We start from the raw sequence: 25,929 nt of genomic DNA on the forward strand, positions 1-25,929 counted from the left end.
GCTACGGCTTTTCCTTTTCATTGGCTGCCAGATAGGCATTGATGTCTTCCTCATACTTAAACATTTCTAAATCAAGCGGGCCCGGCTCTTCATTGAGTCTTTTTTGCCAGAGCCGATTAAAAAATAAAATCATCCCGAGCCCCAGCCCTATAGAATAAGGAATTTGAAGCATAAGCGGGTTTTCATTTTTAATGCCTGTTATTTTTTCATATAAAATCGCATGCACTTTCTGCATGGATACGTCCTCATGAAAATTCATAATGGTCAGTGCAGCACCTGTAAACAGCACAAGCCAGACAAATGCTATTTTCCAAAGCGGGGCTCGTGCACGTACAGGCTGCAGGCTGACAATCGTTTCTGTATCGCCTGTGATCACCGTTTGCGCATCAGGAAAAACCGTTTTTAATGCTTTCACAACATCTAAAATCGTTACAATGACTACATTGCCTGATGATGGCTTTGCCGTTTTCACAATCAGTTTTTCTAAAATGGGCTTTGCTTCCTGGTCGACTTCGGCTTCAGCCACATCAAAAAAAGAAATGCGCCGTTCGTCGAGGCGAACATGGCGCTTTAAGGTGATGTACACGATTTGACCCATAGCAAGCACCTCCGCTTTTTACGAAGTTTCCCCGTGCCGACTAGGTTTTATTCATATCTGACCGCAGGCTTTTAATAATCTGTTTTTCAAGTCTTGATACTTGAACTTGGGAAATCCCGAGTCTGTTTGCGGTTTCCGACTGCGTGCAGTCTTTGAAAAAACGAAGAAATACGATAAGCTGTTCCCGCTCAGGCAGCTTTTCTATTGCTTCTTTTACAACCAATGAATCAAACCACTTGGCTTCTGGTGCTGCAAGCTGGTCAAGCAGCGTAATAGGTTCTCCTTCATTTTCATAAACGGTTTCATGGATAGACGCCGGACGCCGGGAAGATTCTTGAGCCATCATCGCTTCCTCCATCGATATACCAAGCTTTCCGGCCAGTTCCTGTACAGTAGGAGGGCGTCCGCTTTCTGCAATAAACGCTTCACGTTCGCGCCTCATTTTCCCGGCTGTTTCCTTTAAGCGCCTGCTCACCTTTACTTCTCCATCATCACGCAAAAACCGCTGAATCTCACCGATAATCATCGGAACCGCGTATGTTGAAAACTTAACGTTATAGGAAAGATCAAACTTATCAATACATTTAATTAAACCAATACAGCCGATTTGAAATAAATCTTCTGACTCGTGACCACGATTTAAAAATCGATGCACCACCGACCAGACGAGCCGTGTATTCCACTCAACCAGCTTATTGCGCGCTTCCACGTCGCCCTCCTGGCTTTGCCGAATCAGCTCCTTGACTTCACCATCGGTTAACTGTACAGCCTGCTTCATAAGAAATCCGCTCTTTCCTTAAACACAGTTAACACGCTTTCCCGCCAGCCGCTTTTTAAAGCGAACGACTGTACCCGAAGATGTGCTCGATTCCACTTCCAAGAGGTCGGTAAAATGCTCCATAATCGTAAAGCCCATACCGGCTCTTTCCATTTCAGGCTTTGTTGTAAAAAGAGGTTCCTTCGCTTCTTCAATATTTCCGATTCCGCGTCCTTCATCCCGGATAATCACGTCGATTTCTCCGTCCTCAATGGTGGCGCTTATATAAACAATTCCCGCCGGATTACTGTCATATCCATGAATAATAGCGTTTGTAACCGCTTCTGAAACAGCTGTTTTTAATTCTGCTAAATCGTCTACAGTAGGGTTGAGTTTTGCTGCAAAAGAAGCAACGGCTACCCGCGAAAACGCTTCGTTTTCTCCCAGTGCGTTAAATGAGATCGTCATTGTGTTTTGCATGAAGATTCCTCCAATCTCCCCAGCGCTTCTTCTTCAGTTTGATCCACATACATAATTTTAAACAGCCCCGAAAGCTGAAATAGGCGTTTCACCTGTGTATTCAATCCACAAACGGTCACACTGCCGCCCATTTCATTTACCTGGCGATAGCGCCCTAAAATCACTCCAAGACCTGAGCTGTCCATGAAAGGCAGACCCGACAAGTTCCAAATCAAGTGCTGCGTTTGATGGCTGTCAATTTGCTGCTCTGTAAATTCCTTAACCTGCTCGGAATAGTAGTGGTCAAGCTCTCCCGTTAATCGAATAATGAGAACTTTTCCTTTCGCTTCTGCTTTCATGGTTACCATCGTCATTCCTCCTTTAGATGCTGATACGTTGAATTCTTTTTCGAGGAGCCATTTTCCTCCCCCATGCCAAAACTAGAAAAAAGCTCTTAATTTTCGACAAAAAAAGAGACTGACAATTGTCAGTCCCTGATCACTTTATGAATAAGCGTAGGCCGTTCTACTTTTTCATTCGAAAAACGATATGCCTGCTTTACTTTTTCAATGGAGTCTTTTGGTGTGGCGTTATCCGCGTGGAGCGTAACGAGTACCTCTCCTTTTTGAACGAAGTCACCGATTTTTTTCTTTAATGTAATACCGACAGCGTGATTGATTTGATCGTCTTTTGTTGCGCGTCCCGCCCCTAAATACATGGCGGCTATCCCAATGGACTCTGCGTCAATTTGGGCTACGAAGCCTTCTTGCTCTGATTCAACATCAATGTGAAAAGCGGCCTGTGGAAGCTTGGCAGGATCATCAATCATTCCCACATCGCCGCCTTGAGCGATCACAAACTGGCGGAATACTTCGAATGCTTTGCCATTTTCCAGATTCGCCTCAAGTGCGTCACGTGCTTCTTTGTAATCGCTGAACGCACCGGCCAGCACTGTCATATGAGAAGCAATTTCAAGCGAGAGGGTCCGGAGGTCTTCTACATTCTCCCCTTGCAAAATGGCCGCCGCTTCCTTGATTTCATTGGCATTGCCGACTTCAAATCCGAGCGGCTGATTCATATCACTAATAATCGCAACCGTTCTGCGGCCAAGGTTATTGCCGATGGCGACCATTTCTTTTGCTAAAGCCTCGGAGTCCTCCAGCGTTTTCATAAACGCACCAGACCCTGTTTTTACATCTAATACAATACTGTCTGCACCAGACGCAAGCTTTTTACTCATGATGGAGCCGGCAATCAGCGGAATGGCTTCGACTGTTGCTGTTACATCACGCAGAGCGTACAGCTTTTTGTCGGCTGGAGCGAGATTTCCGGTCTGGCCGGCAACAGCAAGCTTATGTTTATTCACATTATCAATAAACTGCTCTTTAGACATTTCAATTTGAAGGCCCGCTATCGCTTCGAGCTTATCAAGCGTGCCCCCGGTATGGCCAAGGCCGCGGCCGGACATTTTTGCTACCGGTACACCTGCCGAAGCAACAAGCGGCCCGACAATAAACGTGACTTTGTCTCCGACTCCGCCTGTTGAGTGCTTATCAACTTTATGGCCTTTAATGCCAGACAAATCAATCGTTTCACCTGAATCAACCATCGCTTTTGTTAAAACAGCCGTTTCCTGCGGGGTCATTCCTTGAAAATAAATTGCCATCATAAAAGCAGATGCCTGATAATCCGGAATTTCGCCTTTTGTATAACCTTGAACAAAAAATTGAATTTCCTCGTCTGTCAGTGCCTGTCCGTTACGCTTTTTATGAATTACGTCCACCATTCTCATTCATCCATCACACCTTTACAAAGATTGAACAATCTCCTTCACGTAAGCAAGAAATTCCGCGCGTACTTTTTCTGTTGTTTCAATTACTTCGTCATGTGCCAGAGGCTGGTCTAAAATACCAGCTGCCATGTTGGAAATGCAAGAAATACCGAGTACATTCATGCCGCTGTGGCGGGCTGCAATCACTTCTGGCACTGTAGACATGCCGACCGCATCCGCGCCGAGAACACGTGCCATACGCACTTCCGCCGGTGTTTCATAAACTGGACCCGTATTGCCTGCATAAACGCCCTCTCGAACGTTCAAGCCAATCCGCTCCGCTGCTTTTTTTGCCAGTTCTCTTAGTTCCCGGCTGTAAGCAACGGACATATCCGGAAAACGAACGCCAAGACGTGAATCATTTTTGCCGATCAGCGGATTTCCGCCCATTAAATTTAAATGATCTGATATGAGCATTAAGTCGCCCGGCTCAAACGATTCATTTACGCCGCCCGCTGCATTCGTCACAATAATCGTTTCGATACCCAGTGCTTTCATCACACGCACCGGGAATGTCACTTCTTGAAATGAATAACCTTCATAATAATGAAAGCGTCCTTTCATGGCCGCAACAGTTTTTCCGGATAAAGTTCCAATGACAAGTTCTCCGGCGTGGCCTTCTACTGTTGAAACCGGGAAGTGTGGAATGGTTTCATATGGAATCGAAACAGCGTTCTCCACTTCGTCCGCCAATACGCCGAGACCAGACCCTAAAATCAATCCGATTTCTGGTGTGACATTTAGTTTTTCTTTTAAAAATCCGGCAGCTTCTTCAATATGTTGAATGTTCATGTTAATTCCCCCATAAAACTTTTTCCATGTTCTGGCTTTTTGACGTTAAAGTTGTCCGCAACCGATGCGCCAACATCCGCAAACGTTTTGCGAAGAGGCAGCTCGCGGCCTTCGGCAAACGCTTTTGAATAAACGAGCAGCGGTACAAATTCGCGTGTATGATCGGTTCCATGATGAACAGGGTCATTGCCATGGTCCGCCGTTAAAATAAGCAGATCCTGTTCAGTCAGTTTTTCTAAAAGCTCCGGCAGCCGCGCATCAAATTCCTCGAGCGCCTTGCCATAACCCTCTGGGTCCCGGCGGTGTCCAAAAAGAGCGTCAAAGTCAACCAGGTTTAAAAAAGACAAGCCGGTAAAGTCTTTTTCCGCCGTTTGAATAAACTTATCCATTCCATCCATGTTTGATACAGTTCGAATGGCTTCGGTAACGCCTTCCCCATCATAAATATCAGAAATTTTCCCTACTGCAATTACATCTAATCCGGCATCCTTCAATTCATTCATGACCGTGCGGCCAAATGGCTTCAGTGCATAGTCATGCCGATTAGCCGTTCGTTTAAACTGCTCTGGTTCGCCGACAAACGGGCGGGCAATCACGCGGCCGACCATATAATCACCGGTTTTGGTCATTTCACGCGCCGTTTCACAGATACGATACAGCTCATCAAGCGGCACGATGTCCTCGTGAGCAGCAATTTGCAAAACGGAATCTGCTGATGTATACACGATCAGGGCCCCGGTTTTCATATGCTCTTCTCCAAGCTCATCTAAAATTTCGGTACCGCTGGCCGGCTTGTTTCCGATAATTTTGCGCCCTGATTTTTCTTCCAATTCTTCAATCAGTGAAGCAGGAAACCCATCCGGAAACACCTGGAAAGGCGTATCGATACGCAACCCCATGATTTCCCAGTGTCCTGTCATGGTGTCTTTTCCGTTTGATGCTTCCTGCATTTTCGTCCAAAAAGCCGCCGGATGGTCCGCTTTCGGGATACCTTGAATTTCTTTAATATTCGACAAGCCAAGTGCTGCCATATTCGGCATATTGAGCCCGTTCATTTTTTCGGCAATATGCCCAAGCGTATCAGCGCCCTCGTCTCCAAAAGCAGAAGCATCCGGTGCTTCTCCAATACCTACTGAGTCGAGAACGATTAAGTGAATCCGTTTAAATGAATGATTCATCTGGCCGCTTCTCCCTTCTAATCACATTCTTCTTTATTTTTACCCAGACTGCCGGATAAATCATGCTTTGCCTGGTAATTGTCAGAAGTCTGACTTCTCGTTTCTAGTATAATCCATTTCTTTATAAAAAACAAAAAGCGCCTGACCTTCTTCAGGCGCGGGGATGAAACTGGCTGTATACATCTTTTAGTCGTGTTTTTGTTACATGTGTGTAGATCTGCGTGGTCGAGATATCGGCATGGCCGAGCATTTCCTGGACAGCCCGCAGATCCGCTCCGTTTTCAAGCAGGTGGGTCGCAAACGAGTGGCGAATCGTATGAGGCGTAAGCTCTTTTTCAATGGTGGCTTTTTTCGCCAGCGATTTAATCACCTTCCAAAATCCCTGCCGCGTCAGCCGCTGTCCATAATGATTCAAAAATAAGGCTTCATCGCGCCGCTTCGGTGATACAAGCTTGGGGCGGCCCTCCTGCAAGTATCGTTCAATGGCGCTCAATGCATGACTGCCGGCCGGGATAATTCTTTCCTTGCCGCCTTTTCCTGTGCAACGCACAAATCCCATTGTTAAGTGAACGTCTTCTTTGTTTAAAGCCGTTAATTCACTGACCCGCAGCCCTGATGCATACATCAGTTCAATCATTGCTTTATCCCGCATGCCAAGAGGCGTCGTGGCATCCGGTGCTGCCAGCAGTGCTTCCGTTTCATCCATATTTAACACTTTCGGAAGCGTACGGCCCGACTTCGGTGTTTCAATATGATGTGTCGGATCATGCGTACTAATCCGGTCTTGAATTAAAAAGTGATGAAAAGAGCGGATCGTGGAAATATGGCGTGCAATCGTCTTCGATGACTTTCCCTGATCCCGCAGCTGTTCTAAAAAATGCAAAATATGCAGCCGGGTGATATCCGGTATTTTCACTTGCTCTACTTTTTCTATGTATTCTGTATAATGGCGAAGATCACGCCGGTATGCTGAAATGGTATTATCAGAAAGTCCTTTTTCTACAAGTGAAAAATGCAGGAAATCATTTACATAGTCATTCATCCGCCTGCCTCCTTCATGATAAAAAAACCTTTCGACTTGGATCGAAAGGTTTTATTCTACATGCTGCTTTTCTAAATCTTCCTGCTCATCTTCCTGCTGCTTTGAATGGCATCTGCTGCAAATACCATGGAAAGTTAAACGATGGTCTTTAATTTTAAAATTCCATCTGCTTTCCACAATGGCTTCCACATCATCAAGCAAATCTTCTTGAATTTCATCCACTGCTCCACACTCGATGCAAACGAGATGATGATGAAAGTGCGCAGCGCCTTCCTGACGAAGATCATAGCGGGAGACACCATCTCCAAAATTTATTTTATCAACAACTTTAAGTTCATTTAGTAATTCAAGCGTTCTGTAGACTGTGGCCAACCCAATTTCAGGAGCTTTTTCTTTAACGAGGAGGTACACGTCTTCAGCACTTAAGTGGTCCTCTTCATGCTCAAGAAGAACACGCACAGTAGCTTCACGCTGCGGTGTTAATTTGTAGCTTGCCGCATGCAGCTGTTTTTTTATTCGGTCAATCCGGCTTTCCATATTTGTTCCCTCCCTCGCCGATGTATTCCCTATTATAACAAAAGGCATCAATGAATCAAAAGAATTTATTTACGAGAATATTCATAAATTGGCTTGAAATAAACGCCTCTGTTAAAGACGCAAGCAAAATAGCCGCCGCTCCTGCTGCGGCGTACCCCATATAAGAAAAAACACTTTTGGCAACCGGAAGAGGCATTGTCTGCCGGGTTGTAATTTTTTGCACGAGACGGATCGAGCAGGATGCCGACATCACAGCGGTAAAAAGAAAAACGGGAATGAGAATCAGATTTTGCGGCAAAATGGCCAGAAGCGACAGAAAGAGCCCGTCCCATTTCATTTGCTGGATAAGAAAGCCAACAGAAAACCCTGTTACAGCTCCTTTAATAAAAAGAAGAATAAAAATAAGCGGCAGTCCGATAATCGAAATGCCGGCGACCCACATCGCCCCTGTAAACTTTATGTTATGAATTAAGCTCTCCACAAAAAGATCAGTCGGGTTGGCAACAGTTCCAGACGAAGACTGGCCGAAAAACTCTTTTACATACGTGTACAGCTCCGATTTCTGCACCGGTTCCATGCTGTTGACTGTAATGGCTCCGAATGCTGTTCCCGTCATAAACAATACGGCTGAAAACAGATATAATGCGGCTCTTTTTTGAATGTGTTCGATGATGGCAGTCCACATAAATGGAGGCCCCCTCTCTTTTCGCACTATATGAGAGGGGAGCCCTTATTATGCCAGGCCGTTTAAGCGGATATATTGCAGTGCCCAAAGTGTTTTGGCATCAAAAATACGTTCATTTTTCGCCAGTTCCTCTGCTTCTTCCAGCGTGACTTCGAGCAGGTCTACAAACTCATCTTCATCTGCTACAAGTCCGCCCTCAACCTTTTGAAGCTGCTCCGCTAAAAAAACATGTACAAGTTCATCGGCAAATCCCGGCGATGTATAAAACGATTGAACAGGCTGAATACTGCCTGGACGATAGCCTGTTTCTTCTTCCAGCTCCCGCGCGGCACAAAGAGACGGCTCTTCTCCTGGCTCCAGCTTTCCTGCTGGCACTTCAACGAGTGGGCGCTCCAGTGCTTTCCGGTACTGTTCTACCAAAATGATTTTCTTTTCATCTGTAATCGCGATCACACAAACCGCACCCGGATGTTTAATTAATTCTCTTTTTGAGTACTTTCCATCCGGCAGTATAACCTCATCCACTCGTACCTGTATCACTTTTCCGCTGAAAATCGATTCGCTTTTCGTTGTTTTCTCTTCAAATTTGTGCATAAAGGTCCCTCTTTTCCATTTTTTTCTTCCATATGTTACACTGTACAAAAAAGGAAGGTGATGCAAATTGAATAAACGTGAAATTGGGAAATCTGGTATTTACGCCAGCGAACTGGGTCTTGGATGCATGTCCATCGGCACCGAAGAAAAGCAGGCAGAAACGCTTTTAAAAACAGCTCTAGATGAAGGCATCACCTATTTTGATACAGCTGATTTATACGACTTTGGTGTTAATGAACAGCTGGTCGGCAAAACATTGCGCGCAGTTCGTGACCAGGTCGTGATCGCGACAAAAGCAGGCAACCGCTGGACCGAGTCGAAAGACAGCTGGACGTGGGATGCCTCAAAGGCATACATAAAAGAAGCAGCCAAACAAAGTTTAAAACGGCTCAGTATTGACTATATTGATTTATACCAGCTACACGGCGGCACCCTTGAAGATCCTATTGATGAGACAATCGAAGCATTTGAGGAATTAAAAGCAGAAGGGCTTATCCGCGCTTATGGTATTTCCTCCATTCGACCGACTGTGATCAATGAATATGTAAAAAGATCGAATCTTTCAAATGTCATGATGCAGTACAGCATACTGGACCGCCGTCCTGAAGTACAGGCGCTTCCTATTTTAGCAGAGAATGGCGTCACTGTCGCCGCACGCGGTCCGGTGGCCTTCGGACTTTTAACCAGCCACTGGCGTGACAAGCTTTCAAAGGCGGCAAAAAAAGGGGTTAACTGGTACAGTGAGCCGGAACTCGAATCGGTGCTGTCAACACTTGAGAAAAACGTGCCGGAAGGACGCACATTAAACGGGCTTGCTTTCCGCTATGTGCTCGGTCATCCAGCTGCTGCTACTGTTGTGGCCGGGGCAAGCTCCGTTGAGCAGCTGAAAGAAAATGCCCGTGCCGTACGGGAAGCAGCGCTGACGGAGGAAGAATACAAATGGATACAAGATATCTCAAAAACAGCCGACTACGACGCGCATCGGCTGTAAAAAAAGGCCTGGCTGCCAGTGCTTCTGCGGTGCTGGCCATAGCAGGAACCGGTCTTTATTTGTCCCAGCGGATTTTGTATATCGCCAAAAAAGCGGAAGAAGCAGTTGCAGAACGGGAAACAAAAGCCGGGCGATTCGACCTTGAGCTATACAGGCAGCTTCCAAAAGAGGAAGTGTGGGTCCGTTCTATAGACGGTACCCGTTTAAAAAGTGTTTTTATTACGCCCAATCCCGGCCGTCCATATGTGATCTTCTGCCATGGAGTTACCGAGCATAAAATCAACTCCGTAAAATATATGAATGTATTTTTAAAACGCGGCTTTAACGCAATTCTTTTTGACCACCGCCGGCACGGAGAGTCTGAGGGGTCTTTTACAAGCTATGGTCATTTTGAAAAGCATGATTTAAAAGCCGTCATCGATGAATTGATCCGCCGGGAAGGTGAGGGTATCCGCTTTGGCATCCATGGGGAATCAATGGGTGCCGTTACGCTTTTACTTTATGCCGGCACGGTAGAAGACAAAGCATCTTTTTATATAGCCGATTGTCCGTTTTCAGATTTTCGGCAGCAGGTGCGTCATCAAATGAAACGAGAGCTCGGTTTTTCTCCTCCCTTTTTTATGACGATTGCTGAATGGGCCGTTTGGCTGCGCGGGCGTTACAAAATGACGGAGCTGTCTCCGCTTGAAGCGATTCAATCCATCGAGAAGCCGGTTCTTTTTATTCACAGCAAAGAAGATGACTTTATCCTTCCTGATATGACAGAAGCGCTGTTTGAAGCAAAAAGGGGGCCGAAACAGCTCTTTATGGCCGAAACAGGCGGACACGCTCAATCTTATAATGAAAATCCAGAAGAATATGAAGAAGCCATTGATCGCTTTCTGGCAGAGTTTGATTTATATCCATCATAAAAAGGAGCCGAATCGGCTCCTTTTTATTTTTTGAAAAAAGCGTTTTTCCCAAGTTTTTCAACTGCGTTTGGAAACAGGGAATGAATGCGGCTGCCTGCGGCCATCCAGCGCGGAACATTCACTTCCCGCACCGGCCGTCCGATGATGGCAATTGTTTTTTCGGCTACTTTTTTGGGGTCCAGCATAAAACGGCCGGCATTTTTTACGTACGTGCCTTCCGGGTCGGCCTGATCAAAAAACGGCGTCGCAATCGGGCCGGGATTAATGGCCGTCACCAGCACCCCGGCCCGGCTCATTTCCATTCTCAGGCTGTTCGTGTAACCGAGTACTGCATGTTTTGTTGCCGCATAAACGGCTGACTTTGGCGTAGCCATCTTGCCGGCTTGTGACGCAATATTGATAATATGACCGCTCCGGCGCGCCATCATGTGCGGAATAACCAGTTCACAGCACGTAATCAGCCCGCTCACATTTACATCAAGCATCTGCTTGGTTTCCTCCACCTTCGCTTCGTGTGCCCATGTAAAAAAACCGACTCCCGCATTGTTAATGAGTACATCAACCGTGCCTATTTCTTTAAATACCTCTTTCATCCTTTGCCTGTCCGCCACATCCGCTTCAAACACACGGACAAAGACGCCCCGGCCGTTCAGCTCCTTCTGCAGATTCTTTAACCGGTCCAGCCGTCTTGCAAGAAGCACAAGGCGGTATCCTTTTGCTCCGGCAGCCCTCGCAAGTTCTGCACCAAGTCCGGATGAAGCACCTGTGATCACCACAACTTTTTCTTGGTTACGCTCCATAGTAATAAATCGCTCCGTCCTCTGCCCGGTCTGCACGAATACTTCCCTGCTGGAGCAAATAATCGACTTGCCCGGCTGTTTCAGACAGCGTTAAGCCGGTTTGTTTTTCGTATACTTCCGGAAACAGCTGGATACATAACTCAAACATAGTCATAGGCCGGCTTTGAAGCATGGATAAAACAAACATAGCCCGTTCGTGCTGCCGTTCAAAGCGGCGCTGAAGCAGCGGCTTGATCGATGAAAGATCATTTCCATGCCCTGTCATCACATGGCTGATATCCAGATCCATTATTTTTTTCAATGAATGATGATATTGAAGCAGTGACTTGCTTCGTTTCCCTCCCACCTCCATTGGCGGTTCAATCAAAGGATTGGACGAAACAGTTTTTAGTATATGGTCTCCGGCCAGAAGGAGACCGTCCTTTTCCCGGTAAAAAACAAGATGGCTCTGCGCATGGCCCGGCGTTTCAAACACACGAAACTCCGGCAGGCCCGGAATAGTATCTCCCTCTTTTAAAAAGCCGCTGAGCCGGCTCCTCTGCGATCCAAAAGGCAATGTTTTTTCCAGATTCGCTGCCATTTCGTATTTGTCTGCCGGAATACCAAACTCTTTGAAAAGAGCAAGGAAAAACGCTTTGCGCCATTGCATAAAGGGCTCGTTATAGGAAAGCCAGTTTTTGGCGTACTCATGACCATATATATGGACGTTAAATTGATCTAAAAGCCCGGTATGGTCAGGGTGATGGTGGGTTAAGACCACTTGTTCAATGTCCGAAACCTCGTAGCCGGCGTTTTTCAATCCCGCTTTTAAGGCGGCGTCTGCTTCTTCCGTACGAATACCCGCGTCGATCAGGGTCAGCCGGTCTCCTTTTACAACATATGTATTGACATCACCGATTGGAAAAGGGGTTGGCACGGTTATTTTTACAATATCCTTATACATTTCAATCGCCATTTTTTCACCTCATTCTTGCTTATGTACTCATTGTTCTACTTCATGCAGCGTTTCAGAAAGGAATTGTCACTCCCTTTATCCTCTCCTCTTGACAGATGGGTGATTATTCCGCATAATCACTTGAAAAGTCAAAATGTTTAGGCAATGGGAGGAATGAAATTGAAAACTGTTTTTATCGGCGCGGGCTCTATGGCAGAAGCCCTCATCGCTGGAGCTCTGCAGAGCGGTGCATTAAAGGCTGACCATACATATGTAACCAATAAAGCCAACGATGCCAGGCTGCGGCAGCTCGCGGATGAATTCGGGGTTCAAACCGGCTATGAAGCCGGCGCCGCTGTGCGGGATGCTGATCTGGTTGTGCTGGCTATGAAGCCGAAAGATGTAGAAGCCGGCCTGTTAAGCATTCAGCCTTTTATTCAGGAGAATTCGGTTATCGTCAGTTTACTTGCTGGTGTCAGCCTTGACTTTATTGAGGAAACGATCGGCAAGCCGTGCGCCATTATCCGCTCGATGCCTAATACGTCCGCTGCAGTCAGAAAATCCGCTACGGCGATTGCCCTGAACCGCTTTGTTACAGAAGAACAGCATGCTGCTGCCATTCATTTATTTTCGGCTATCGGCACCGCGATTACGGTCGATGAATCGAAAATGGATGCTGTAACGGCTGTTTCTGGAAGCGGTCCTGCTTACTTCTATTATGTAGCAGAAGCGATCCAGCAGGCTGGCGAAGATCTTGGCCTGGACCACGATACAACGAAGGAACTGCTCATGCAGACACTGCTCGGCGCTGCCAGCATGTTCTCCAAACATAACGGACAGGCCGCTGCCCTCCGAAAAGCCATCACAAGTCCTGGCGGCACAACCGAAGCGGCTGTGCGCACATTTGATGAATTTCGGGTAAAACAGGCGATTGAAGCAGGCGTTAAAGAAGCGGCTGTCCAGTCAAAGCGCCTTGGCAATGCTTATATCCGCTAATCAATCGGAACTTCCAGGAAATCATGTGCAATCACAACAGATGGGAACCGTTCAGCCGCTTCCTTTACAAGCTGCTGCTCTTCTTCCTTTGTATAGCGGGAGCTGATATGGGTCAGGCATAGTTTTTTCGCTCCAGCCCGTTCCGCTGTTTCGGCTGCCTGTTTCGTAGTTGAATGAAAATAATCACGGGCCATCTTTTCACTTTTCGCATCAAACGTCGCTTCATGAACGAGTACGTTTGCGTTGCGGGCCAGCCGGACGGCACTTTCACACTGTCTTGTATCACCAAGGACAGTGATGATTTTTCCCGGCTGTGGGCCGCTTGTATAGGGAACTGGGTCAATAACACGCCCACCCGGGAGGGTAACCGTCTGTCCTTCTTTTATTTTTTTATAAACAGGGCCCGGCGGAATCCCATCCTCGCGCAGCTTCTCAACAAGCAGTTCGCCTGGCTTTTCCTTTTCAGCAAACCGGTAGCCATATGAATCAATTCCGTGATCAAGCTTTTCGGCTGTTACAAGCATGTGGCTGTCTTCAAACACCGTTCCTTCTTGAATTTCTTCGATTAAAAGAGGGTATTGTAAATGAGTATTGCTGACTAAAAGAGCTGTTTCAATAAAAGCTCTTATGCCGGACGGCCCATACACGGTTAACGGTTCCGTCCCGCCTTGAAATGAACGGCTGCCAAGTAATCCAGGCAGCCCAAAAAGGTGATCGCCGTGCAAATGCGTAATGAAAATTTTCTCTATGCGGCGCGGCTTTAAGCTCGTATGTAAAATTTGATGCTGTGTGGCTTCACCACAGTCAATTAGCCAGACTGCACCGCGCTCATTCAGCATTTTCAGGGCGATGGACGTTACATTACGCCGTTTTCCAGGAACGCCAGCCCCGGTACCAAGAAATAAAAGTTCGATCAGAAACACTCCTTTGTTTATCTTCTTTTGACATATATGTATCATAAACAAAAATACTTGTCACTTTCACTGTTTTGTGAAAAAATGCAATAGTATAAAAATGAAAACTCAAAAGCGGGGTTACTATCGTGAAACAATTCGAAACGCCATCAGCGCTGACAATCCTTTTCGGCGCAACAGGAGACTTGGCTAAAAGAAAATTATATCCGTCCCTTTATCGTCTTTACCGGAAAGGACATTTGGCTTCCGGCTTTGCCGTGATCGGAACAGCACGCCGCCCATGGGACAATGAAGTGTTCCGGGAACACGTGAAAGAATCCGTCATGAAATCTACTTCTCTTCATGACCAAATAGATGAATTTATTTCACATTTTTATTATCTGCCGCACGATGTATCGGATTCCGAGTCGTATGCTGAATTGCGGACACTCGCCGACGAGCTTGACCAAACTTATGCTCTCGGCGGCAATCGTCTTTTTTACCTGGCGATGGCACCAGAATTTTTTGGAACAATCGCCGATCATTTAAAAGCAGACGGTTTAACGGATACAGAAGGCTTTGGGCGTCTTGTGATTGAAAAGCCATTTGGCCATGATCTTCCTTCTGCTCAAGAGCTGAATACCCAAATTCGTCAATCATTTGATGAAAAAGACATTTACCGAATTGACCATTATCTTGGCAAGGAAATGGTGCAGAACATCGAAACGATCCGTTTTGCCAATGCACTGTTTGAACCGCTTTGGAATAACCGATATATTTCAAATATTCAAATTACATCCAGCGAAACGCTCGGTGTGGAAGAGCGCGGCGGTTATTATGAAACAAGCGGCGCATTAAAAGACATGGTTCAAAACCATATGCTGCAAATGGTAGCCCTTCTTGCTATGGAACCGCCAATCAGCCTTCAGGATGAAGAAATCCGGCTGGAAAAAGTTCGTGCTTTCCGTTCTATGCGTCCGTTAACGCCTGAAACGGTCAATGATTATTTTGTCCGCGGCCAGTACGGTCCGAATGAAGGTGAACTTCTTCTTGGTTACCGCCAGGAGAGCAATGTGGATCCCCAGTCCAATACAGAAACATATGTAGCTGGAAAAATCATGTTTGATAATTTCCGTTGGGCGGGTGTTCCGTTTTATATCCGCACAGGAAAACGGATGCCGATGAAATCGACAAAAATTGTGGTTCAGTTCAAAGATATCCCAATGAACCTGTATTATCGTCCGGATGATCAGGAATTGGAGCCAAACCTGCTCGTTATTCATATTCAGCCGGAAGAGGGTATTACGCTTCACTTGAATGCAAAGCGTGCCGGCCATCAGCTGGAAACAACACCGGTTAAGCTTAGCTACGCAAACAACGGCGTTGATATTATGAATACACCTGAAGCATATGAAAAGCTCATTCATGATGCCATGCGCGGCGATTCAACGAACTTCACGCATTGGGACGAAGTATCTCTTTCCTGGAGCTTTGTGGATGTCATTTCAAAAGCATGGCGTGAGGAAAAAGCTCCGTTTCCAAATTACGCGGCTAACACGAAAGGACCACAGGCAGCCGATGCACTCCTTGAGAAAGACGGCTTCTTCTGGTGGCCGCTGAACATGCTTGATGTAGATGTATATAACTAATCTTGCTTATGAAGACGCCTTTTAAAAGGCGTCTTTTTTCGTGCCCATATCGATGTCGGTCTTTACGGTCAAACAGCGCCCGCCATTGCGTTCATTTTCCTATAATATACTATAAAGGTACCGTAAAACTATTATATTTCTTTATTTTTCACGAATGAGCTCATGTATGAAGATGCTTATCCCTTTTGTAAAAGAGATATTTGCATGCAATGAGTAAAAAATAAAGACGCAGCAAGGCTGTGTTGTCTATAGCAGCGTGACTCCTTTCCCGCTCTCATTCAACTATTTTACGAAAGGCAGAAATGATTTCCCCTGACTTTTCACCAGCAAACATTCATCACAAAAAAGCCTCCTTTAAAAAAATGGTTGAAGAGCTCTTATACAAGCAAAAAGCAGCTGCCCGTTTCGGCAGCTGCTTTTTTTATTCTGCTGTAATTTCCACAATAGCGACCGCCATTTCGGCAAGCTTGACTAGTTCTTTTACCGGCATTTTTTCGTTCACTGTATGAATATCTTCGTATCCGACAGCCAGGTTGACAGTTGGAATGCCAAAACCGGCAATGACATTGGCGTCGCTTCCGCCGCCGCTTGTTAAAAGCTCGGATGGCCGGCCGATTTTCGCGGCAGCTTTTTGTGCTACTTGTACAACATGATCGTCAGCACTAAATTTAAAGCCTGGATACATGACTTCAATTTCTACTTCTGCACGTCCGCCCATTTCGGCTGCCACTTTTTCAAAAGCGGCTTTCATTTTACCCGCCTGCTCCTCCATTTTATCCGGTACAAGCGAGCGGGCTTCTGCCAAAATTTTAACATAATCACAAACGATATTGGTTGCCTGTCCGCCTTCAAAGCGGCCAATATTCGCAGTCGTTTCCTCGTCAATCCGGCCAAGAGGCATGCGCGCAATCGCTTTAGCAGCCATTGTGATCGCTGAGACACCTTTTTCAGGTGCTACACCGGCGTGCGCTGTTTTCCCGTATACATGCGCCGTAATTTTGGCCTGCGTCGGTGCGGCTATAATAATGTTTCCGACATCCCCGTCACTATCAAGAGCAAACCCGTATTTAGCTTTGATAAGAGATGGATCAAGCACTTTCGCTCCTACAAGCCCGGACTCTTCCCCGACGGTAATGATAAATTGAATGTCTCCGTGCTCGATATTACGCTCTTTGAGCTGACGGATCATTTCAAACATGGCCGCAAGCCCGGCTTTATCATCCGCTCCTAAAATGGTTGTGCCATCTGTTTTAACGATGCCGTTCTCTACAACAGGCTTTACCCCGTTGGCCGGAACCACTGTATCCATATGGGAGGTAAAATAAATCGGGTCAATGCCCGGTTTATTTCCCGTCAGGGTAGAAATTAAATTGCCGGCTCCATGTCCTGTTTTTGCCGCTGCCTCGTCTTCATGAACATCCAAGCCAAGGTCTTCAAATTTCTTTTTAAGCAGCTGGGCAATCACCTGTTCATGCTTTGTTTCTGAATCTGTTTGTACAAGTTCTAAAAATTCATTTACTAAACGTTCTTCATTCATCGCGCAGCACCTCCACATTTTCTCACTTTTTCATTATAAACATTTCAAACGGAAAAATCAGCCAGCACGCGCTGCAGCACCGTTTATAAAGGCATGTTTCCATGTTTTTTCTTTGGCCGGTCCTCTTGTTTTGTCCGCATCATATCAAGCGCTTGAATCAATTTAATGCGTGTTTCGCGCGGATCAATGATATCATCCACGATCCCATGGGCAGCCGCCACATAAGGGTGGGCGAATTTTCTGCGGTACTCTTCTATTTTCGCCTGACGGGCCGCTTCCGGATTTGGACTTTCGGCAATTTCACGGGCAAAAATAATATTTGCAGCGCCTTCAGGCCCCATAACGGCAATTTCCGCATTCGGCCAGGCAAATACGAGGTCAGCGCCAATCGACTTTGAATTAAGGGCAACATAAGCACCGCCATACGCTTTTCTTAAAATCACTGTAATTTTCGGCACGGTCGCTTCTGAATAAGCGTACAGAATTTTGGCACCGTGGCGGATAATTCCGCCCAGCTCCTGCTTCACACCCGGAAAAAAGCCTGAAACATCTTCAAATGTAATAAGGGGAATATTAAACGAATCACAAAAGCGGATAAACCGGGCTGCTTTATCAGATGAATCGATATCGAGCCCTCCTGCCATACATTTTGGCTGATTGCAGACAAGGCCGACCGCTTCTCCTTTTATTCTGGCAAAGCCGACTACAATGTTTTTGGCGAATTCTTTTTGAACTTCCATAAAAGAGCCTGTATCGACAACTTGGCTGACAACGAGGCGCACATCATATGGACGAAGACCGTCAAATGGCACTATATCCGCCAAGTCGTCTCGGTAATCGCTTTCATCTTTTACTGCAGAAAGAGGTGTTTTTTGATGATTGTTCTGGGGGAGATAGGTTAATAATGTGCGCACGCCTTCTAGTACTTCTTCTTCTGTACGGCCGCGAAAATGGGCATTGCCGCTGACGGTGTTATGTACCTTCGCCCCGCCTAAATCTTCGGCCGAAATTTTTTCACCTGTTACCGTTTCAATCACTTTGGGGCCTGTAATAAACATCTGGCTCGTTTGGTCGACCATAAAAACAAAATCAGTAATGGCCGGCGAATACACCGCGCCGCCTGCACATGGGCCTAAAATAACTGAGATTTGCGGAATCACTCCTGAATAAATCGCATTCCGATAAAAAATTTGGCCGTATCCATCAAGCGAAAGGACTCCTTCTTGAATACGTGCTCCTCCTGAGTCGTTTAAACCGACAAAAGGAGCACCATTTTTAGCCGCTAAGTCCATTACGTGAACAATTTTCTGTGCGTGCATTTCACCGAGAGCGCCTCCGAAAACGGTAAAATCCTGTGAGAACAAATAAATCGGACGGCCGTTTACTTTCCCGTATCCCGTGACAACTCCGTCTCCAGGTCCCTCGATGCGGTCAAGTCCAAAGTCTGTGCTCCGATGTTTGACAAATGGGTTTAATTCGACGAATGTACCTTCATCCACAAGCAGGTCGATCCGCTCACGCGCTGTTTGTTTTCCTTTTTCATGCTGCTTGTCAATTCGCTCGTCGCCGCCGCCCAATTCCACTTCCCGCCGTTTATCCTGCAAATAATGAATAGCATCAAACATATCCTTCATGCTTTGCCCTCCCCTTTTTCACACAGTTCCATCAGCACGCTGCCTGTTGACTTCGGATGCATAAAAGCAATTTTAGCTCCTCCCGCACCGGCGGCCGGCTCTTCTTGAATCATCTCAATTCCCCGGCTTTTCATCTCTGCTATTCTCGTCTCGATATCTTTCACGTTAAACGCGATATGGTGGATGCCAGGCCCTCGTTTTTGGATAAACCGGGCGATTGGGCTGTCAGGCGCAGCCGGCTCTAATAATTCCAATTTTACATTACCAGCATCAATAAAAGCGACGCGTACCTTTTGTGACGCGACTGTTTCTGTTTTGATATGAGTCATGCCAAGCTGCCCGGTATACAGTGAAAGTGCTGCTTCCAATGATGAAACGGCTATGCCAATATGATCGACTTTATTCATGCTCCCATCCCCTTTGATGAAAATAGATAAGCGGTTAAATGGCGTTTCTTCTGCAGTGAGCCTGTTGAAAATCCGTTTCATTGCCGGTACAATAATACTCAACAACCCTTAAAGGAGAGTTTCATGCGTAATAAAACATTTCAAAAGATTGTTGTGTATTTAATGTTATTTGCAATGTTGATTTCAACACTTATGTTTGGCTTAACGATGTTTATGTAACAGAAGGGCGGCGCCTATGGGCTGCTCTTTTTTTCATGCCCCGGAACCGTGCTTTAATACGGAGATATCGTTCCATTTCCCTTACAAACTGCAAAAGGGCAGCACGTGCTTCGAACTCTTCGCGTGTTTTCGGTAAAGGCATTTCTTCAAATTCCCGTTTTAAATCATTTAAATGGCTTAAGTGCAGCTTGGCAGTATTGCCTGGGTGAATATTCCCTTTTACTTCTTCCATAAAAGAAGCGATCATTTCTGCCTGCTCCGGACGGTGAGAAATAGAAATCACGACTGAAATAAGCCGTTCGATAATTTCAAACTGCTTTTCACGCATCGTGAAGTACTGATAAAACAAGCTGTTATGGCGGGTAAAATGGTTTTGTACGTCTTTGTAGGAAAGCGATTTTGCCCGTTTAAGCAACTCGGCCGTTTCCGTCAGTTCTTTTCCGTCCCAAGTGTGTTCATTCGTTCGTAAGTAAGAGATAATTTCTTTGAAAATACGCTCGAACAGTTCTTCTGTCTGCTGCTGCATTTTTACAAGCTCGTTTTCTACGCTCGGCATGTAGGAATTGAGCACAAGTGCTATGCCTACTCCTATGATGACAAGAGCCATTTCATTTAAGAGAAGCGCTGTAGAAACTTCTTTTGCAGCATACATATGCAAAATAAGAACGGTGCTTGAAACAATGCCTTCCTGTACTTTAAGCGCCACGGTTGTCGGAATAAAGACGATTAAGATCAGGCCGATCACAACCGCATGATAAGCAAGCAATTCAAAAAAAACGGCGGAATAAAAAAGAGCGAGCATCCCGGCTACAAGACGGGTCCAGGAAGCTTTTAAAGACTGCTGCTTCGTGTTTTGAATACACAAAATGGCAATAATGCCGGCAGAAGCTGAGTTGTGAAGGCCGATCCATTCAGCAATTAAAATAGACACCGCTATACCAAGAGCCGTTTTGGACGTTCGGTACCCGATTTTGATCATTACATTCACCTCGAATTAAAGAAAGCCCTGCCGCACACGGCAGGGCTTCAGGTCATCCTTACACTTCTTCGCAGTGCTGATCGAAGAGTGATTGCAGATGTTCAACGACAGACATCGGGTGATGCCCTTCAATTTCATGGCGTTCCACCATTGCTTGAATCTGTCCATCTTTTAATAAAGCAAAAGATGGAGAAGACGGCGGATAACCAGTGAAAAAGCTGCGCGCCTGAGCCGTCGCTTCTTTATCCTGCCCTGCAAATACAGTCACTAAACGATCCGGGCGCTTATCATAGTGAATCGCATGCGCAGCTGCTGGACGGGCAATTCCTCCGGCACAGCCGCATACAGAATTCACCATTACAAGTGTTGTTCCTTTTTCGTTTAGAGCCGCATCGACTTCCTCGGGTGTTGTAAGCTCTGAATAGCCGGCCGCTTTGATTTCATCGCGCGCCTGGCGAACAACATCATTCATGAAAAAATTAAAATTCATTCCCATGTTTTTCTCTCCTTTATGATTAGTAGCTTAATCATAAGGGAAAAAAACGTTTATTTCAATAAAGCGGCATCTCTCTTTTACAGGCCTTTAAAAATAATGTTTACTTTTTTAAAACGCGGGTAGAATAATAAGGCAACTGGATCCATACCCCTAAACTCCCTGTATTGACCGGCTGAGTGCAACTCGGCCGGTCCTTTTTTATTTATAAGCTTGAAATACCTGTTTACAAAGTGCCCGGGCGGCCTGGGCTGGCGTTACACTGCCCGCCATGGACTGCTGTTCCCAGCCATCGAGATGCTCCTTCACGTATGGATGATGGTAAAAATAGCGCTCCAGCTCATCTGCAATCAACGTATGCATCCATGTTTTTACCTGAGTACGGCGCCGCTTATCAAATGTACCCGCTTTTTGTGTAACGGATTGAAAAGATTGAATCGCCTGCCAGAGCATATCCATGCCTTCGTTTTTCAAAGCGGAGCACGTATAAGCGTTGGATTTCCATCCTTCCGTATACGGCTTTATCGCATGAAGAAATTGTTCATATTCCTTTCTCGTTTGTTCAGCCAGCAGCTTATTCGGACCATCTGCTTTGTTGATCACAATGGCATCTGCCAGTTCCATAATCCCTTTTTTTATTCCCTGCAGGTCATCTCCGGCCCCCGTTAACACAAGCAGCATAAAAAAATCAACCATATCGCGAACGATGCCTTCACTTTGGCCTACACCAACTGTTTCTACCAGGATAACATCAAAGCCGGCGGCTTCGCATAAAAGAATGGTTTCGCGTGTTTTTCCGTGTACACCGCCAAGCGTTCCTCCGGATGGCGAAGGGCGGATAAAAGCATTTGAATGCTTCGCCAGCTCTTCCATTCTTGTTTTATCACCCAAAATAGAGCCTCCTGAAATGGAGGAGCTCGGATCAATGGCCAAAACAGCAACCCGGCGGCCCTGTTCACATAGCATAAGGCCAAATGATTCAATAAACGTGCTTTTTCCTGCCCCCGGCACTCCCGTTATTCCAACCCGGATCGATTCTCCTGTATGCGGCAGCAACAGTTGAAGCAGCTGCTCGCTATATTCAAAATGAGCCGGAGTGATGCTTTCTATACAAGTAATCGCCTTTGCCAAATCCGTTACCGATCCGCTCCTTACTGCAGCAGCGAGTGATGCTGGCTCAGGCAGCGGACGGTTCTTTTTGCGAAACCTTTTGGGCGGCGGTGCTGTCATGCCATCATGAGACGCGTTGCTTTTTTCCTCTCCTCCTTTTTGTTTACCGCTCATTCCACCACTTCCTCATACCCAAGCCGTTCATAAATTTTTTCTAAGATTACTTGAGCAGAAACAGGAATAATGGTTCCCGGCCCAAAAATAGCAGCAGCGCCATGGCTTTTTAAAAAAGCATAATCTTTTGGCGGAATCACACCGCCGACAAACACTACAATGTCTTCCCGCCCGCGGTTTCTCAATTCCTCTACCAACGCAGGCAGCAGCGTTTTATGAGCAGCAGCAAGAGAACTAAAGCCAATGGCATGAACATCATTTTCAACTGCTTGTTTGGCTGTTTCTTCTGGTGTTTGAAAAAGCGGTCCGATATCCACGTCAAAGCCTAAGTCTGCATAAGCAGAAGCAATCACCTTCGCTCCCCGGTCATGGCCGTCCTGCCCCATTTTAGCAACTAAAATCCGTGGACGCCGCCCTTCCTGTTCTTTGAATTCTGCCGTCATCTTCTGAACCGATTCTATTTGTTCTGCATCCGAGTAATGTTCACTGTACACACCGCTCACTGTCCGGATCACCGCCTTATGCCTTCCGCTTACTGCTTCTACAGCAGCAGAGATTTCACCAAGCGTTGCCCGCAGTCTTGCCGCTTGAACAGCCAATTCAAGCAGGTTTCCCTTACCTGATCTAACAGCTGTTGTAATCGCTTCGAGTGATTGTTTAACTTGGTGATTGTCACGGTTTTGCCGCACGTTTCTCAGCCGGTCCGTTTGTTCTAAACGGACAGCCGTATTGTCAATGTCCAAAATGTCGATCGCTTCCTCCTGTGAAAGCCGGTCCCGGTTTACGCCAATAATCACTTCTTCGCCTGAATCGATTCTTGCCTGGCGGCGGGCAGCCGCTTCCTCGATTTTAGACTTCGGAAGCCCTGTTTCTATCGCTCTTGTCATCCCGCCAAGCGTTTCAATTTCTCCAATATGGGCCCATGCACGTGTCATCAGCTCATCGGTGAGTGTTTCTACATAATACGAACCGCCCCATGGATCAATTACATTGGTAATACCTGTTTCCTCCTGTAAAAACAGCTGTGTGTTACGGGCAATCCGCGCCGAAAAATCGGTTGGAAGAGCGATGGCTTCATCAAGGGCATTCGTATGAAGGGATTGTGTATGCCCCATCGCTGCGGCATGCGCTTCAATCAACGTTCTTGTCACATTATTAAACGGGTCCTGTTCGGTTAAGCTCCAGCCGGATGTTTGCGAGTGGGCCCGCAGCATGCGCGATTTTGGATTTTTGGGGCCAAATGGCTTCATCAACTCTGCCCACATCCGCCGGGCGGCACGCATTTTCGCCACTTCCATAAAATAATTCATGCCGACCGCCCAGAAAAAGGATAGCCGGGGAGCAAAAGAATCAATGTCAATGCCGGCAGCAAGTCCTGTGCGGACATACTCCAATCCGTCAGCAAGCGTATAAGCAAGCTCCAGGTCGGCCGGTGCACCGGCTTCCTGCATATGATAGCCGGAGATGGAAATCGAATTGAACTTTGGCATATGAGCCGATGTATAGCCCAAAATGTCGGTGATAATCCGCATGGAGGTTTCCGGCGGATAAATGTACGTGTTGCGCACCATATATTCCTTTAAAATATCATTTTGAATCGTGCCGGCCAGTTTTTCCTTCGCTACTCCCTGCTCTTCTGCCGAAATAATATAAAAAGCCATAATGGGCAGGACAGCGCCATTCATGGTCATAGAAACCGACATTTGATCAAGCGGTATGCCTTTGAACAATATATTGGTATCTTCTACAGAGTCAATGGCGACGCCAGCTTTGCCAACGTCCCCGACCACACGCGGATGATCAGAGTCATACCCCCGATGGGTCGGCAGATCAAACGCAACGGAAAGTCCCTTTTGCCCCATTGCTAAATTGCGCCGGTAAAACGCATTGCTTTCCTCGGCTGTTGAAAAGCCGGCATATTGGCGAATGGTCCACGGACGCGTGATGTACATGGTTGGATAAGGGCCGCGGGTAAACGGGACAATACCCGGATAATCATTTGTATGAGCAAGTCCCTCAGTTTCTTTTTCTGTGTAGAGGGCACGCAGGCGAATGGATTCGTTTGTTTGGAAGGATAGTGCGTCATACAACTGCTTGAAGCTGGCTGATGCTTGTTCCTGCTCCCGTTTTGATGACGGTTTGGACGGCCGGTTAAACGGATTCTGCTTTTTTAAATTCATGCAGGACGGCCTCCCTTAAACACGGCAAGGATTTGTGTGAGTTTTTTTACCATGTCGTCTCCAGCCGCAATCCGTCCGTCAGCCCCCTCCACTTCCTGGCTTCCGGCACTATCAATCACCGCACCGTTTGCTGCTTTTTTCAGCGAAGATGCCAGAGAGGAGCCGAATTGTTCATAGGTCTCATCGGAGCCGCAAATGCAGTAGTAGCTTGTTGGGTGGTTTTGGATAAACTGAACAGCTTCCTCTATTGTGCGGCATCCCTCAGAACAAATTGTTTTAATTCCTCCCGCAGACAGAACACCTGCCGCATAATCGGCCCGCTTTTGATAAGTTTTCCGTTCACCGAAACAAATCACTCCCGCTGTAAGAGACTGTCCAGTTTGTCGCAGCTTTACAGCTTCCAATCGAAGCGCTTCAAATGGCTCTGCCGTTCTTTTTGGCACAACAGGCTGGATAGGTTCTCCCCGTGCTGCTTTTTGTACAGCCGGCTTCTTCGGCTGCTGGACCTGCCCTCCTGGATCAGCGTAGTGGTTAACCCCGATCATTTTAAACCGGAGCTTCGCTGTATCTTGTTCTTTTTTTGTTCGGACCGCTTCTATATTTTTTTGAATCGATCCAGCCGTTAAGGCCTGCTTGATCCCGCCGCCTTCTTCGATTTCCGCAAATAAATCCCAGGCTCTTCGGCCAATTTCTTCAGTAAGTGACTCGATATAATAAGAGCCGCCTGCAGGGTCCATTACTTTGTCGAGCAGTGCCTCGTGCTTTAAAATGGACGGTATGTTGCGGGCCATCCTCTCAGCAAGCTCGGAGGAAGCTCCTTCTTTTATTTGATCAAATGGGGATACTTTTACATAATCAACATTTCCAACGACAGCAGCAAACATGGCGCTGCTTGTACGTAACAGGTTTACATGAGGATCTAGGACAGACAGCATCGATTCACTTGTTTCCACACTCAGCACCGGCTTTTGGTGGCCTTCAAGCTGATATATATCCACAAAGGCAGACCAAAGCGTGCGGAAAGCCCGGATTTTCGCTATTTCTGTAAAAAAGCTAGTGCCGGCGGCAAAATGAAATAGCCACTTTGAGACCGTCTCCCATTCTTTTCTTTCAGCTTTTAAAAAGCAGGCCGCCTCTGAAAGCGCCAACGCGAGCTCCTGAACCGCATTTGCTCCGGCTGTATGGTAAGGAACAGTATTAACGGTAACCCATTCTCCTTTTCGTACAGCCTGAAGAGCGGAATCTTCCGGAAAAACGCCGGCTGCAGCACCGGAAGAAATAGGGTCGATCCCGAGCTCAGCATTTGTTTCCGGAAAAGACCACATCGCTCGAAATCCTCTTGTAAACGGCTTTTCACCTGGCAAAGGTGAAAGTACGCTGCGATCTTCCTTCACATACAACGGTTTCAATTGAAATCCTTCTGCAGTTTCTGTACATAATGCCGATAAAGAAGCGCCTTTTAATGCAGCTTCTGCAGCTGCTTTCCAATCTGCCTCTGATACCGGTGGAAATAATTGATCAGCCAAGTTCCCACTCCTCTTCATTTTGT

At 46.5% G+C, this 25,929-nt stretch carries 27 protein-coding genes; 5 read left to right on the plus strand and 22 right to left on the minus strand.

Features of this window, described 5'->3' with window-relative positions; all coding sequences use genetic code 11:
- Position 1: 1 nt before the first annotated feature.
- From RG959_RS01515 to RG959_RS01565, 11 genes are all read right to left on the minus strand, one after another.
- Positions 2 to 598, minus strand: coding sequence for a stage V sporulation protein AA (locus RG959_RS01515; protein ID WP_285879585.1), 597 nt, complete (start codon positions 596 to 598; stop codon positions 2 to 4).
- Positions 599 to 638: 40 nt separating this feature from the next.
- Positions 639 to 1,376: an RNA polymerase sporulation sigma factor SigF gene (sigF, locus tag RG959_RS01520; RefSeq protein ID WP_242233567.1), complete on the minus strand. Its 738-nt coding sequence runs from the start codon at positions 1,374 to 1,376 to the stop codon at positions 639 to 641.
- 18 nt (positions 1,377 to 1,394) lie between these two features.
- On the minus strand, positions 1,395 to 1,835 hold the full coding sequence (spoIIAB, locus tag RG959_RS01525; RefSeq protein WP_309087638.1) for an anti-sigma F factor: 441 nt from the start codon (positions 1,833 to 1,835) through the stop codon (positions 1,395 to 1,397).
- Positions 1,820 to 2,182, minus strand: a complete 363-nt coding sequence (gene spoIIAA / locus RG959_RS01530) for an anti-sigma F factor antagonist (RefSeq protein WP_242233565.1) — start codon at positions 2,180 to 2,182, stop codon at positions 1,820 to 1,822. Before spoIIAA ends, spoIIAB begins: the two co-directional genes overlap by 16 nt.
- A 119-nt stretch (positions 2,183 to 2,301) precedes the next feature.
- Entirely contained in the window at positions 2,302 to 3,606 is a 1,305-nt protein-coding gene (locus tag RG959_RS01535; protein ID WP_342795692.1) for a pyrimidine-nucleoside phosphorylase, read from the minus strand.
- A gap of 15 nt (positions 3,607 to 3,621) precedes the next feature.
- Positions 3,622 to 4,437: a purine-nucleoside phosphorylase gene (locus tag RG959_RS01540; RefSeq protein ID WP_342795693.1), complete on the minus strand. Its 816-nt coding sequence runs from the start codon at positions 4,435 to 4,437 to the stop codon at positions 3,622 to 3,624.
- Positions 4,434 to 5,615 (minus strand): phosphopentomutase, encoded by a 1,182-nt coding sequence (gene deoB, locus RG959_RS01545; protein WP_342795694.1) that lies wholly within the window; start codon positions 5,613 to 5,615, stop codon positions 4,434 to 4,436. The genes RG959_RS01540 and deoB overlap by 4 nt, the downstream gene beginning before the upstream one ends.
- Positions 5,616 to 5,766: 151 nt before the next feature.
- Positions 5,767 to 6,657 (minus strand): site-specific tyrosine recombinase XerD, encoded by an 891-nt coding sequence (gene xerD, locus RG959_RS01550; RefSeq protein ID WP_342795695.1) that lies wholly within the window; start codon positions 6,655 to 6,657, stop codon positions 5,767 to 5,769.
- A gap of 51 nt (positions 6,658 to 6,708) precedes the next feature.
- Complete coding sequence (fur, locus tag RG959_RS01555; RefSeq protein ID WP_242233560.1) at positions 6,709 to 7,194, minus strand: ferric iron uptake transcriptional regulator; 486 nt, start codon at positions 7,192 to 7,194, stop codon at positions 6,709 to 6,711.
- Positions 7,195 to 7,249: 55 nt separating this feature from the next.
- Positions 7,250 to 7,879 carry a stage II sporulation protein M gene (gene spoIIM / locus RG959_RS01560; protein ID WP_342795696.1) on the minus strand — a complete coding sequence of 210 codons (630 nt, stop codon included), beginning with the start codon at positions 7,877 to 7,879 and terminating at the stop codon, positions 7,250 to 7,252.
- 48 nt (positions 7,880 to 7,927) lie between these two features.
- Entirely contained in the window at positions 7,928 to 8,473 is a 546-nt protein-coding gene (locus RG959_RS01565) for an NUDIX hydrolase (protein ID WP_342795697.1), read from the minus strand.
- Positions 8,474 to 8,540: 67 nt separating this feature from the next.
- Here RG959_RS01565 and RG959_RS01570 point away from each other — a divergent pair, with 67 nt between their 5' ends.
- Positions 8,541 to 9,464, plus strand: a complete 924-nt coding sequence (locus RG959_RS01570; RefSeq protein WP_342795698.1) for an aldo/keto reductase — start codon at positions 8,541 to 8,543, stop codon at positions 9,462 to 9,464.
- Positions 9,413 to 10,375, plus strand: coding sequence for an alpha/beta hydrolase (locus tag RG959_RS01575; RefSeq protein ID WP_342795699.1), 963 nt, complete (start codon positions 9,413 to 9,415; stop codon positions 10,373 to 10,375). The genes RG959_RS01570 and RG959_RS01575 overlap by 52 nt, the downstream gene beginning before the upstream one ends.
- Before the next feature lie 23 nt (positions 10,376 to 10,398).
- Here RG959_RS01575 and RG959_RS01580 read toward each other — a convergent pair whose 3' ends face one another.
- On the minus strand, positions 10,399 to 11,175 hold the full coding sequence (locus tag RG959_RS01580) for an SDR family NAD(P)-dependent oxidoreductase (protein ID WP_342795700.1): 777 nt from the start codon (positions 11,173 to 11,175) through the stop codon (positions 10,399 to 10,401).
- Positions 11,165 to 12,130: an MBL fold metallo-hydrolase gene (locus RG959_RS01585; protein WP_342795701.1), complete on the minus strand. Its 966-nt coding sequence runs from the start codon at positions 12,128 to 12,130 to the stop codon at positions 11,165 to 11,167. Before RG959_RS01585 ends, RG959_RS01580 begins: the two co-directional genes overlap by 11 nt.
- 153 nt (positions 12,131 to 12,283) lie before the next feature.
- Here RG959_RS01585 and proC point away from each other — a divergent pair, with 153 nt between their 5' ends.
- Complete coding sequence (gene proC / locus RG959_RS01590; protein ID WP_342795702.1) at positions 12,284 to 13,105, plus strand: pyrroline-5-carboxylate reductase; 822 nt, start codon at positions 12,284 to 12,286, stop codon at positions 13,103 to 13,105.
- Here proC and rnz read toward each other — a convergent pair.
- Complete coding sequence (gene rnz, locus RG959_RS01595; RefSeq protein ID WP_342795962.1) at positions 13,102 to 14,019, minus strand: ribonuclease Z; 918 nt, start codon at positions 14,017 to 14,019, stop codon at positions 13,102 to 13,104. The two genes, proC and rnz, sit on opposite strands and share 4 nt — an antisense overlap.
- 128 nt (positions 14,020 to 14,147) lie before the next feature.
- Between rnz and zwf the strand changes: the two genes are divergently transcribed.
- Entirely contained in the window at positions 14,148 to 15,647 is a 1,500-nt protein-coding gene (zwf, locus tag RG959_RS01600) for a glucose-6-phosphate dehydrogenase (protein ID WP_342795703.1), read from the plus strand.
- A gap of 421 nt (positions 15,648 to 16,068) precedes the next feature.
- Here the strand turns inward: zwf and RG959_RS01605 are convergent, their stop codons facing one another.
- The 3 genes from RG959_RS01605 to mce all read right to left on the minus strand — a co-directional run bounded on the left by RG959_RS01605 (position 16,069) and on the right by mce (position 19,225).
- Positions 16,069 to 17,184, minus strand: coding sequence for a M20/M25/M40 family metallo-hydrolase (locus RG959_RS01605; protein ID WP_342795704.1), 1,116 nt, complete (start codon positions 17,182 to 17,184; stop codon positions 16,069 to 16,071).
- 83 nt (positions 17,185 to 17,267) lie between these two features.
- Entirely contained in the window at positions 17,268 to 18,818 is a 1,551-nt protein-coding gene (locus RG959_RS01610) for an acyl-CoA carboxylase subunit beta (protein WP_342795705.1), read from the minus strand.
- Positions 18,815 to 19,225 carry a methylmalonyl-CoA epimerase gene (gene mce, locus RG959_RS01615; protein WP_251270975.1) on the minus strand — a complete coding sequence of 137 codons (411 nt, stop codon included), beginning with the start codon at positions 19,223 to 19,225 and terminating at the stop codon, positions 18,815 to 18,817. Before mce ends, RG959_RS01610 begins: the two co-directional genes overlap by 4 nt.
- 162 nt (positions 19,226 to 19,387) lie before the next feature.
- Between mce and RG959_RS01620 the strand changes: the two genes are divergently transcribed.
- Positions 19,388 to 19,444, plus strand: a complete 57-nt coding sequence (locus RG959_RS01620; protein ID WP_311316129.1) for a hypothetical protein — start codon at positions 19,388 to 19,390, stop codon at positions 19,442 to 19,444.
- Here the strand turns inward: RG959_RS01620 and RG959_RS01625 are convergent.
- The 5 genes from RG959_RS01625 to RG959_RS01645 all read right to left on the minus strand — a co-directional run bounded on the left by RG959_RS01625 (position 19,437) and on the right by RG959_RS01645 (position 25,906).
- Positions 19,437 to 20,423, minus strand: a complete 987-nt coding sequence (locus RG959_RS01625) for an aromatic acid exporter family protein (protein ID WP_251270976.1) — start codon at positions 20,421 to 20,423, stop codon at positions 19,437 to 19,439. The two genes, RG959_RS01620 and RG959_RS01625, sit on opposite strands and share 8 nt — an antisense overlap.
- A 58-nt stretch (positions 20,424 to 20,481) precedes the next feature.
- The gene (locus tag RG959_RS01630; protein ID WP_251270977.1) at positions 20,482 to 20,919 is read right to left on the minus strand and encodes a BrxA/BrxB family bacilliredoxin; all 438 of its coding nucleotides are present in this window, start codon (positions 20,917 to 20,919) and stop codon (positions 20,482 to 20,484) included.
- 198 nt (positions 20,920 to 21,117) lie between these two features.
- The gene (gene meaB, locus RG959_RS01635) at positions 21,118 to 22,200 is read right to left on the minus strand and encodes a methylmalonyl Co-A mutase-associated GTPase MeaB (protein ID WP_342795706.1); all 1,083 of its coding nucleotides are present in this window, start codon (positions 22,198 to 22,200) and stop codon (positions 21,118 to 21,120) included.
- Positions 22,197 to 24,380, minus strand: a complete 2,184-nt coding sequence (gene scpA, locus RG959_RS01640) for a methylmalonyl-CoA mutase (RefSeq protein ID WP_342795707.1) — start codon at positions 24,378 to 24,380, stop codon at positions 22,197 to 22,199. The genes meaB and scpA overlap by 4 nt, the downstream gene beginning before the upstream one ends.
- On the minus strand, positions 24,377 to 25,906 hold the full coding sequence (locus RG959_RS01645) for a methylmalonyl-CoA mutase family protein (protein ID WP_342795708.1): 1,530 nt from the start codon (positions 25,904 to 25,906) through the stop codon (positions 24,377 to 24,379). Before RG959_RS01645 ends, scpA begins: the two co-directional genes overlap by 4 nt.
- Positions 25,907 to 25,929: the final 23 nt, after the last annotated feature.

Source organism: Domibacillus sp. 8LH, from assembly GCF_038806185.1.
Taxonomy (GTDB): domain Bacteria; phylum Bacillota; class Bacilli; order Bacillales; family Domibacillaceae; genus Domibacillus; species Domibacillus indicus_A.

What these genes read in the sequence shown, in the direction of transcription:
- RG959_RS01630 (WP_251270977.1), bottom strand. Translation starts at nt 20,919, where the DNA reads ATGGGAATGAATTTTAATTTTTTCATGAATGATGTTGTTCGCCAGGCG.
- RG959_RS01575 (WP_342795699.1), top strand. Translation starts at nt 9,413, where the DNA reads ATGGATACAAGATATCTCAAAAACAGCCGACTACGACGCGCATCGGCT.
- spoIIM (WP_342795696.1), bottom strand. Translation starts at nt 7,879, where the DNA reads ATGTGGACTGCCATCATCGAACACATTCAAAAAAGAGCCGCATTATAT.
- RG959_RS01515 (WP_285879585.1), bottom strand. Translation starts at nt 598, where the DNA reads ATGGGTCAAATCGTGTACATCACCTTAAAGCGCCATGTTCGCCTCGAC.
- RG959_RS01535 (WP_342795692.1), bottom strand. Translation starts at nt 3,606, where the DNA reads ATGAGAATGGTGGACGTAATTCATAAAAAGCGTAACGGACAGGCACTG.
- RG959_RS01610 (WP_342795705.1), bottom strand. Translation starts at nt 18,818, where the DNA reads ATGAAGGATATGTTTGATGCTATTCATTATTTGCAGGATAAACGGCGG.
- spoIIAA (WP_242233565.1), bottom strand. Translation starts at nt 2,182, where the DNA reads ATGGTAACCATGAAAGCAGAAGCGAAAGGAAAAGTTCTCATTATTCGA.
- RG959_RS01540 (WP_342795693.1), bottom strand. Translation starts at nt 4,437, where the DNA reads ATGAACATTCAACATATTGAAGAAGCTGCCGGATTTTTAAAAGAAAAA.
- scpA (WP_342795707.1), bottom strand. Translation starts at nt 24,380, where the DNA reads ATGAATTTAAAAAAGCAGAATCCGTTTAACCGGCCGTCCAAACCGTCA.
- mce (WP_251270975.1), bottom strand. Translation starts at nt 19,225, where the DNA reads ATGAATAAAGTCGATCATATTGGCATAGCCGTTTCATCATTGGAAGCA.
- RG959_RS01585 (WP_342795701.1), bottom strand. Translation starts at nt 12,130, where the DNA reads ATGGCGATTGAAATGTATAAGGATATTGTAAAAATAACCGTGCCAACC.
- RG959_RS01605 (WP_342795704.1), bottom strand. Translation starts at nt 17,184, where the DNA reads ATGAATGAAGAACGTTTAGTAAATGAATTTTTAGAACTTGTACAAACA.
- meaB (WP_342795706.1), bottom strand. Translation starts at nt 22,200, where the DNA reads ATGAGCGGTAAACAAAAAGGAGGAGAGGAAAAAAGCAACGCGTCTCAT.
- xerD (WP_342795695.1), bottom strand. Translation starts at nt 6,657, where the DNA reads ATGAATGACTATGTAAATGATTTCCTGCATTTTTCACTTGTAGAAAAA.
- sigF (WP_242233567.1), bottom strand. Translation starts at nt 1,376, where the DNA reads ATGAAGCAGGCTGTACAGTTAACCGATGGTGAAGTCAAGGAGCTGATT.
- RG959_RS01625 (WP_251270976.1), bottom strand. Translation starts at nt 20,423, where the DNA reads ATGATCAAAATCGGGTACCGAACGTCCAAAACGGCTCTTGGTATAGCG.
- proC (WP_342795702.1), top strand. Translation starts at nt 12,284, where the DNA reads ATGAAATTGAAAACTGTTTTTATCGGCGCGGGCTCTATGGCAGAAGCC.
- RG959_RS01580 (WP_342795700.1), bottom strand. Translation starts at nt 11,175, where the DNA reads ATGGAGCGTAACCAAGAAAAAGTTGTGGTGATCACAGGTGCTTCATCC.
- deoB (WP_342795694.1), bottom strand. Translation starts at nt 5,615, where the DNA reads ATGAATCATTCATTTAAACGGATTCACTTAATCGTTCTCGACTCAGTA.
- spoIIAB (WP_309087638.1), bottom strand. Translation starts at nt 1,835, where the DNA reads ATGCAAAACACAATGACGATCTCATTTAACGCACTGGGAGAAAACGAA.
- fur (WP_242233560.1), bottom strand. Translation starts at nt 7,194, where the DNA reads ATGGAAAGCCGGATTGACCGAATAAAAAAACAGCTGCATGCGGCAAGC.
- RG959_RS01565 (WP_342795697.1), bottom strand. Translation starts at nt 8,473, where the DNA reads ATGCACAAATTTGAAGAGAAAACAACGAAAAGCGAATCGATTTTCAGC.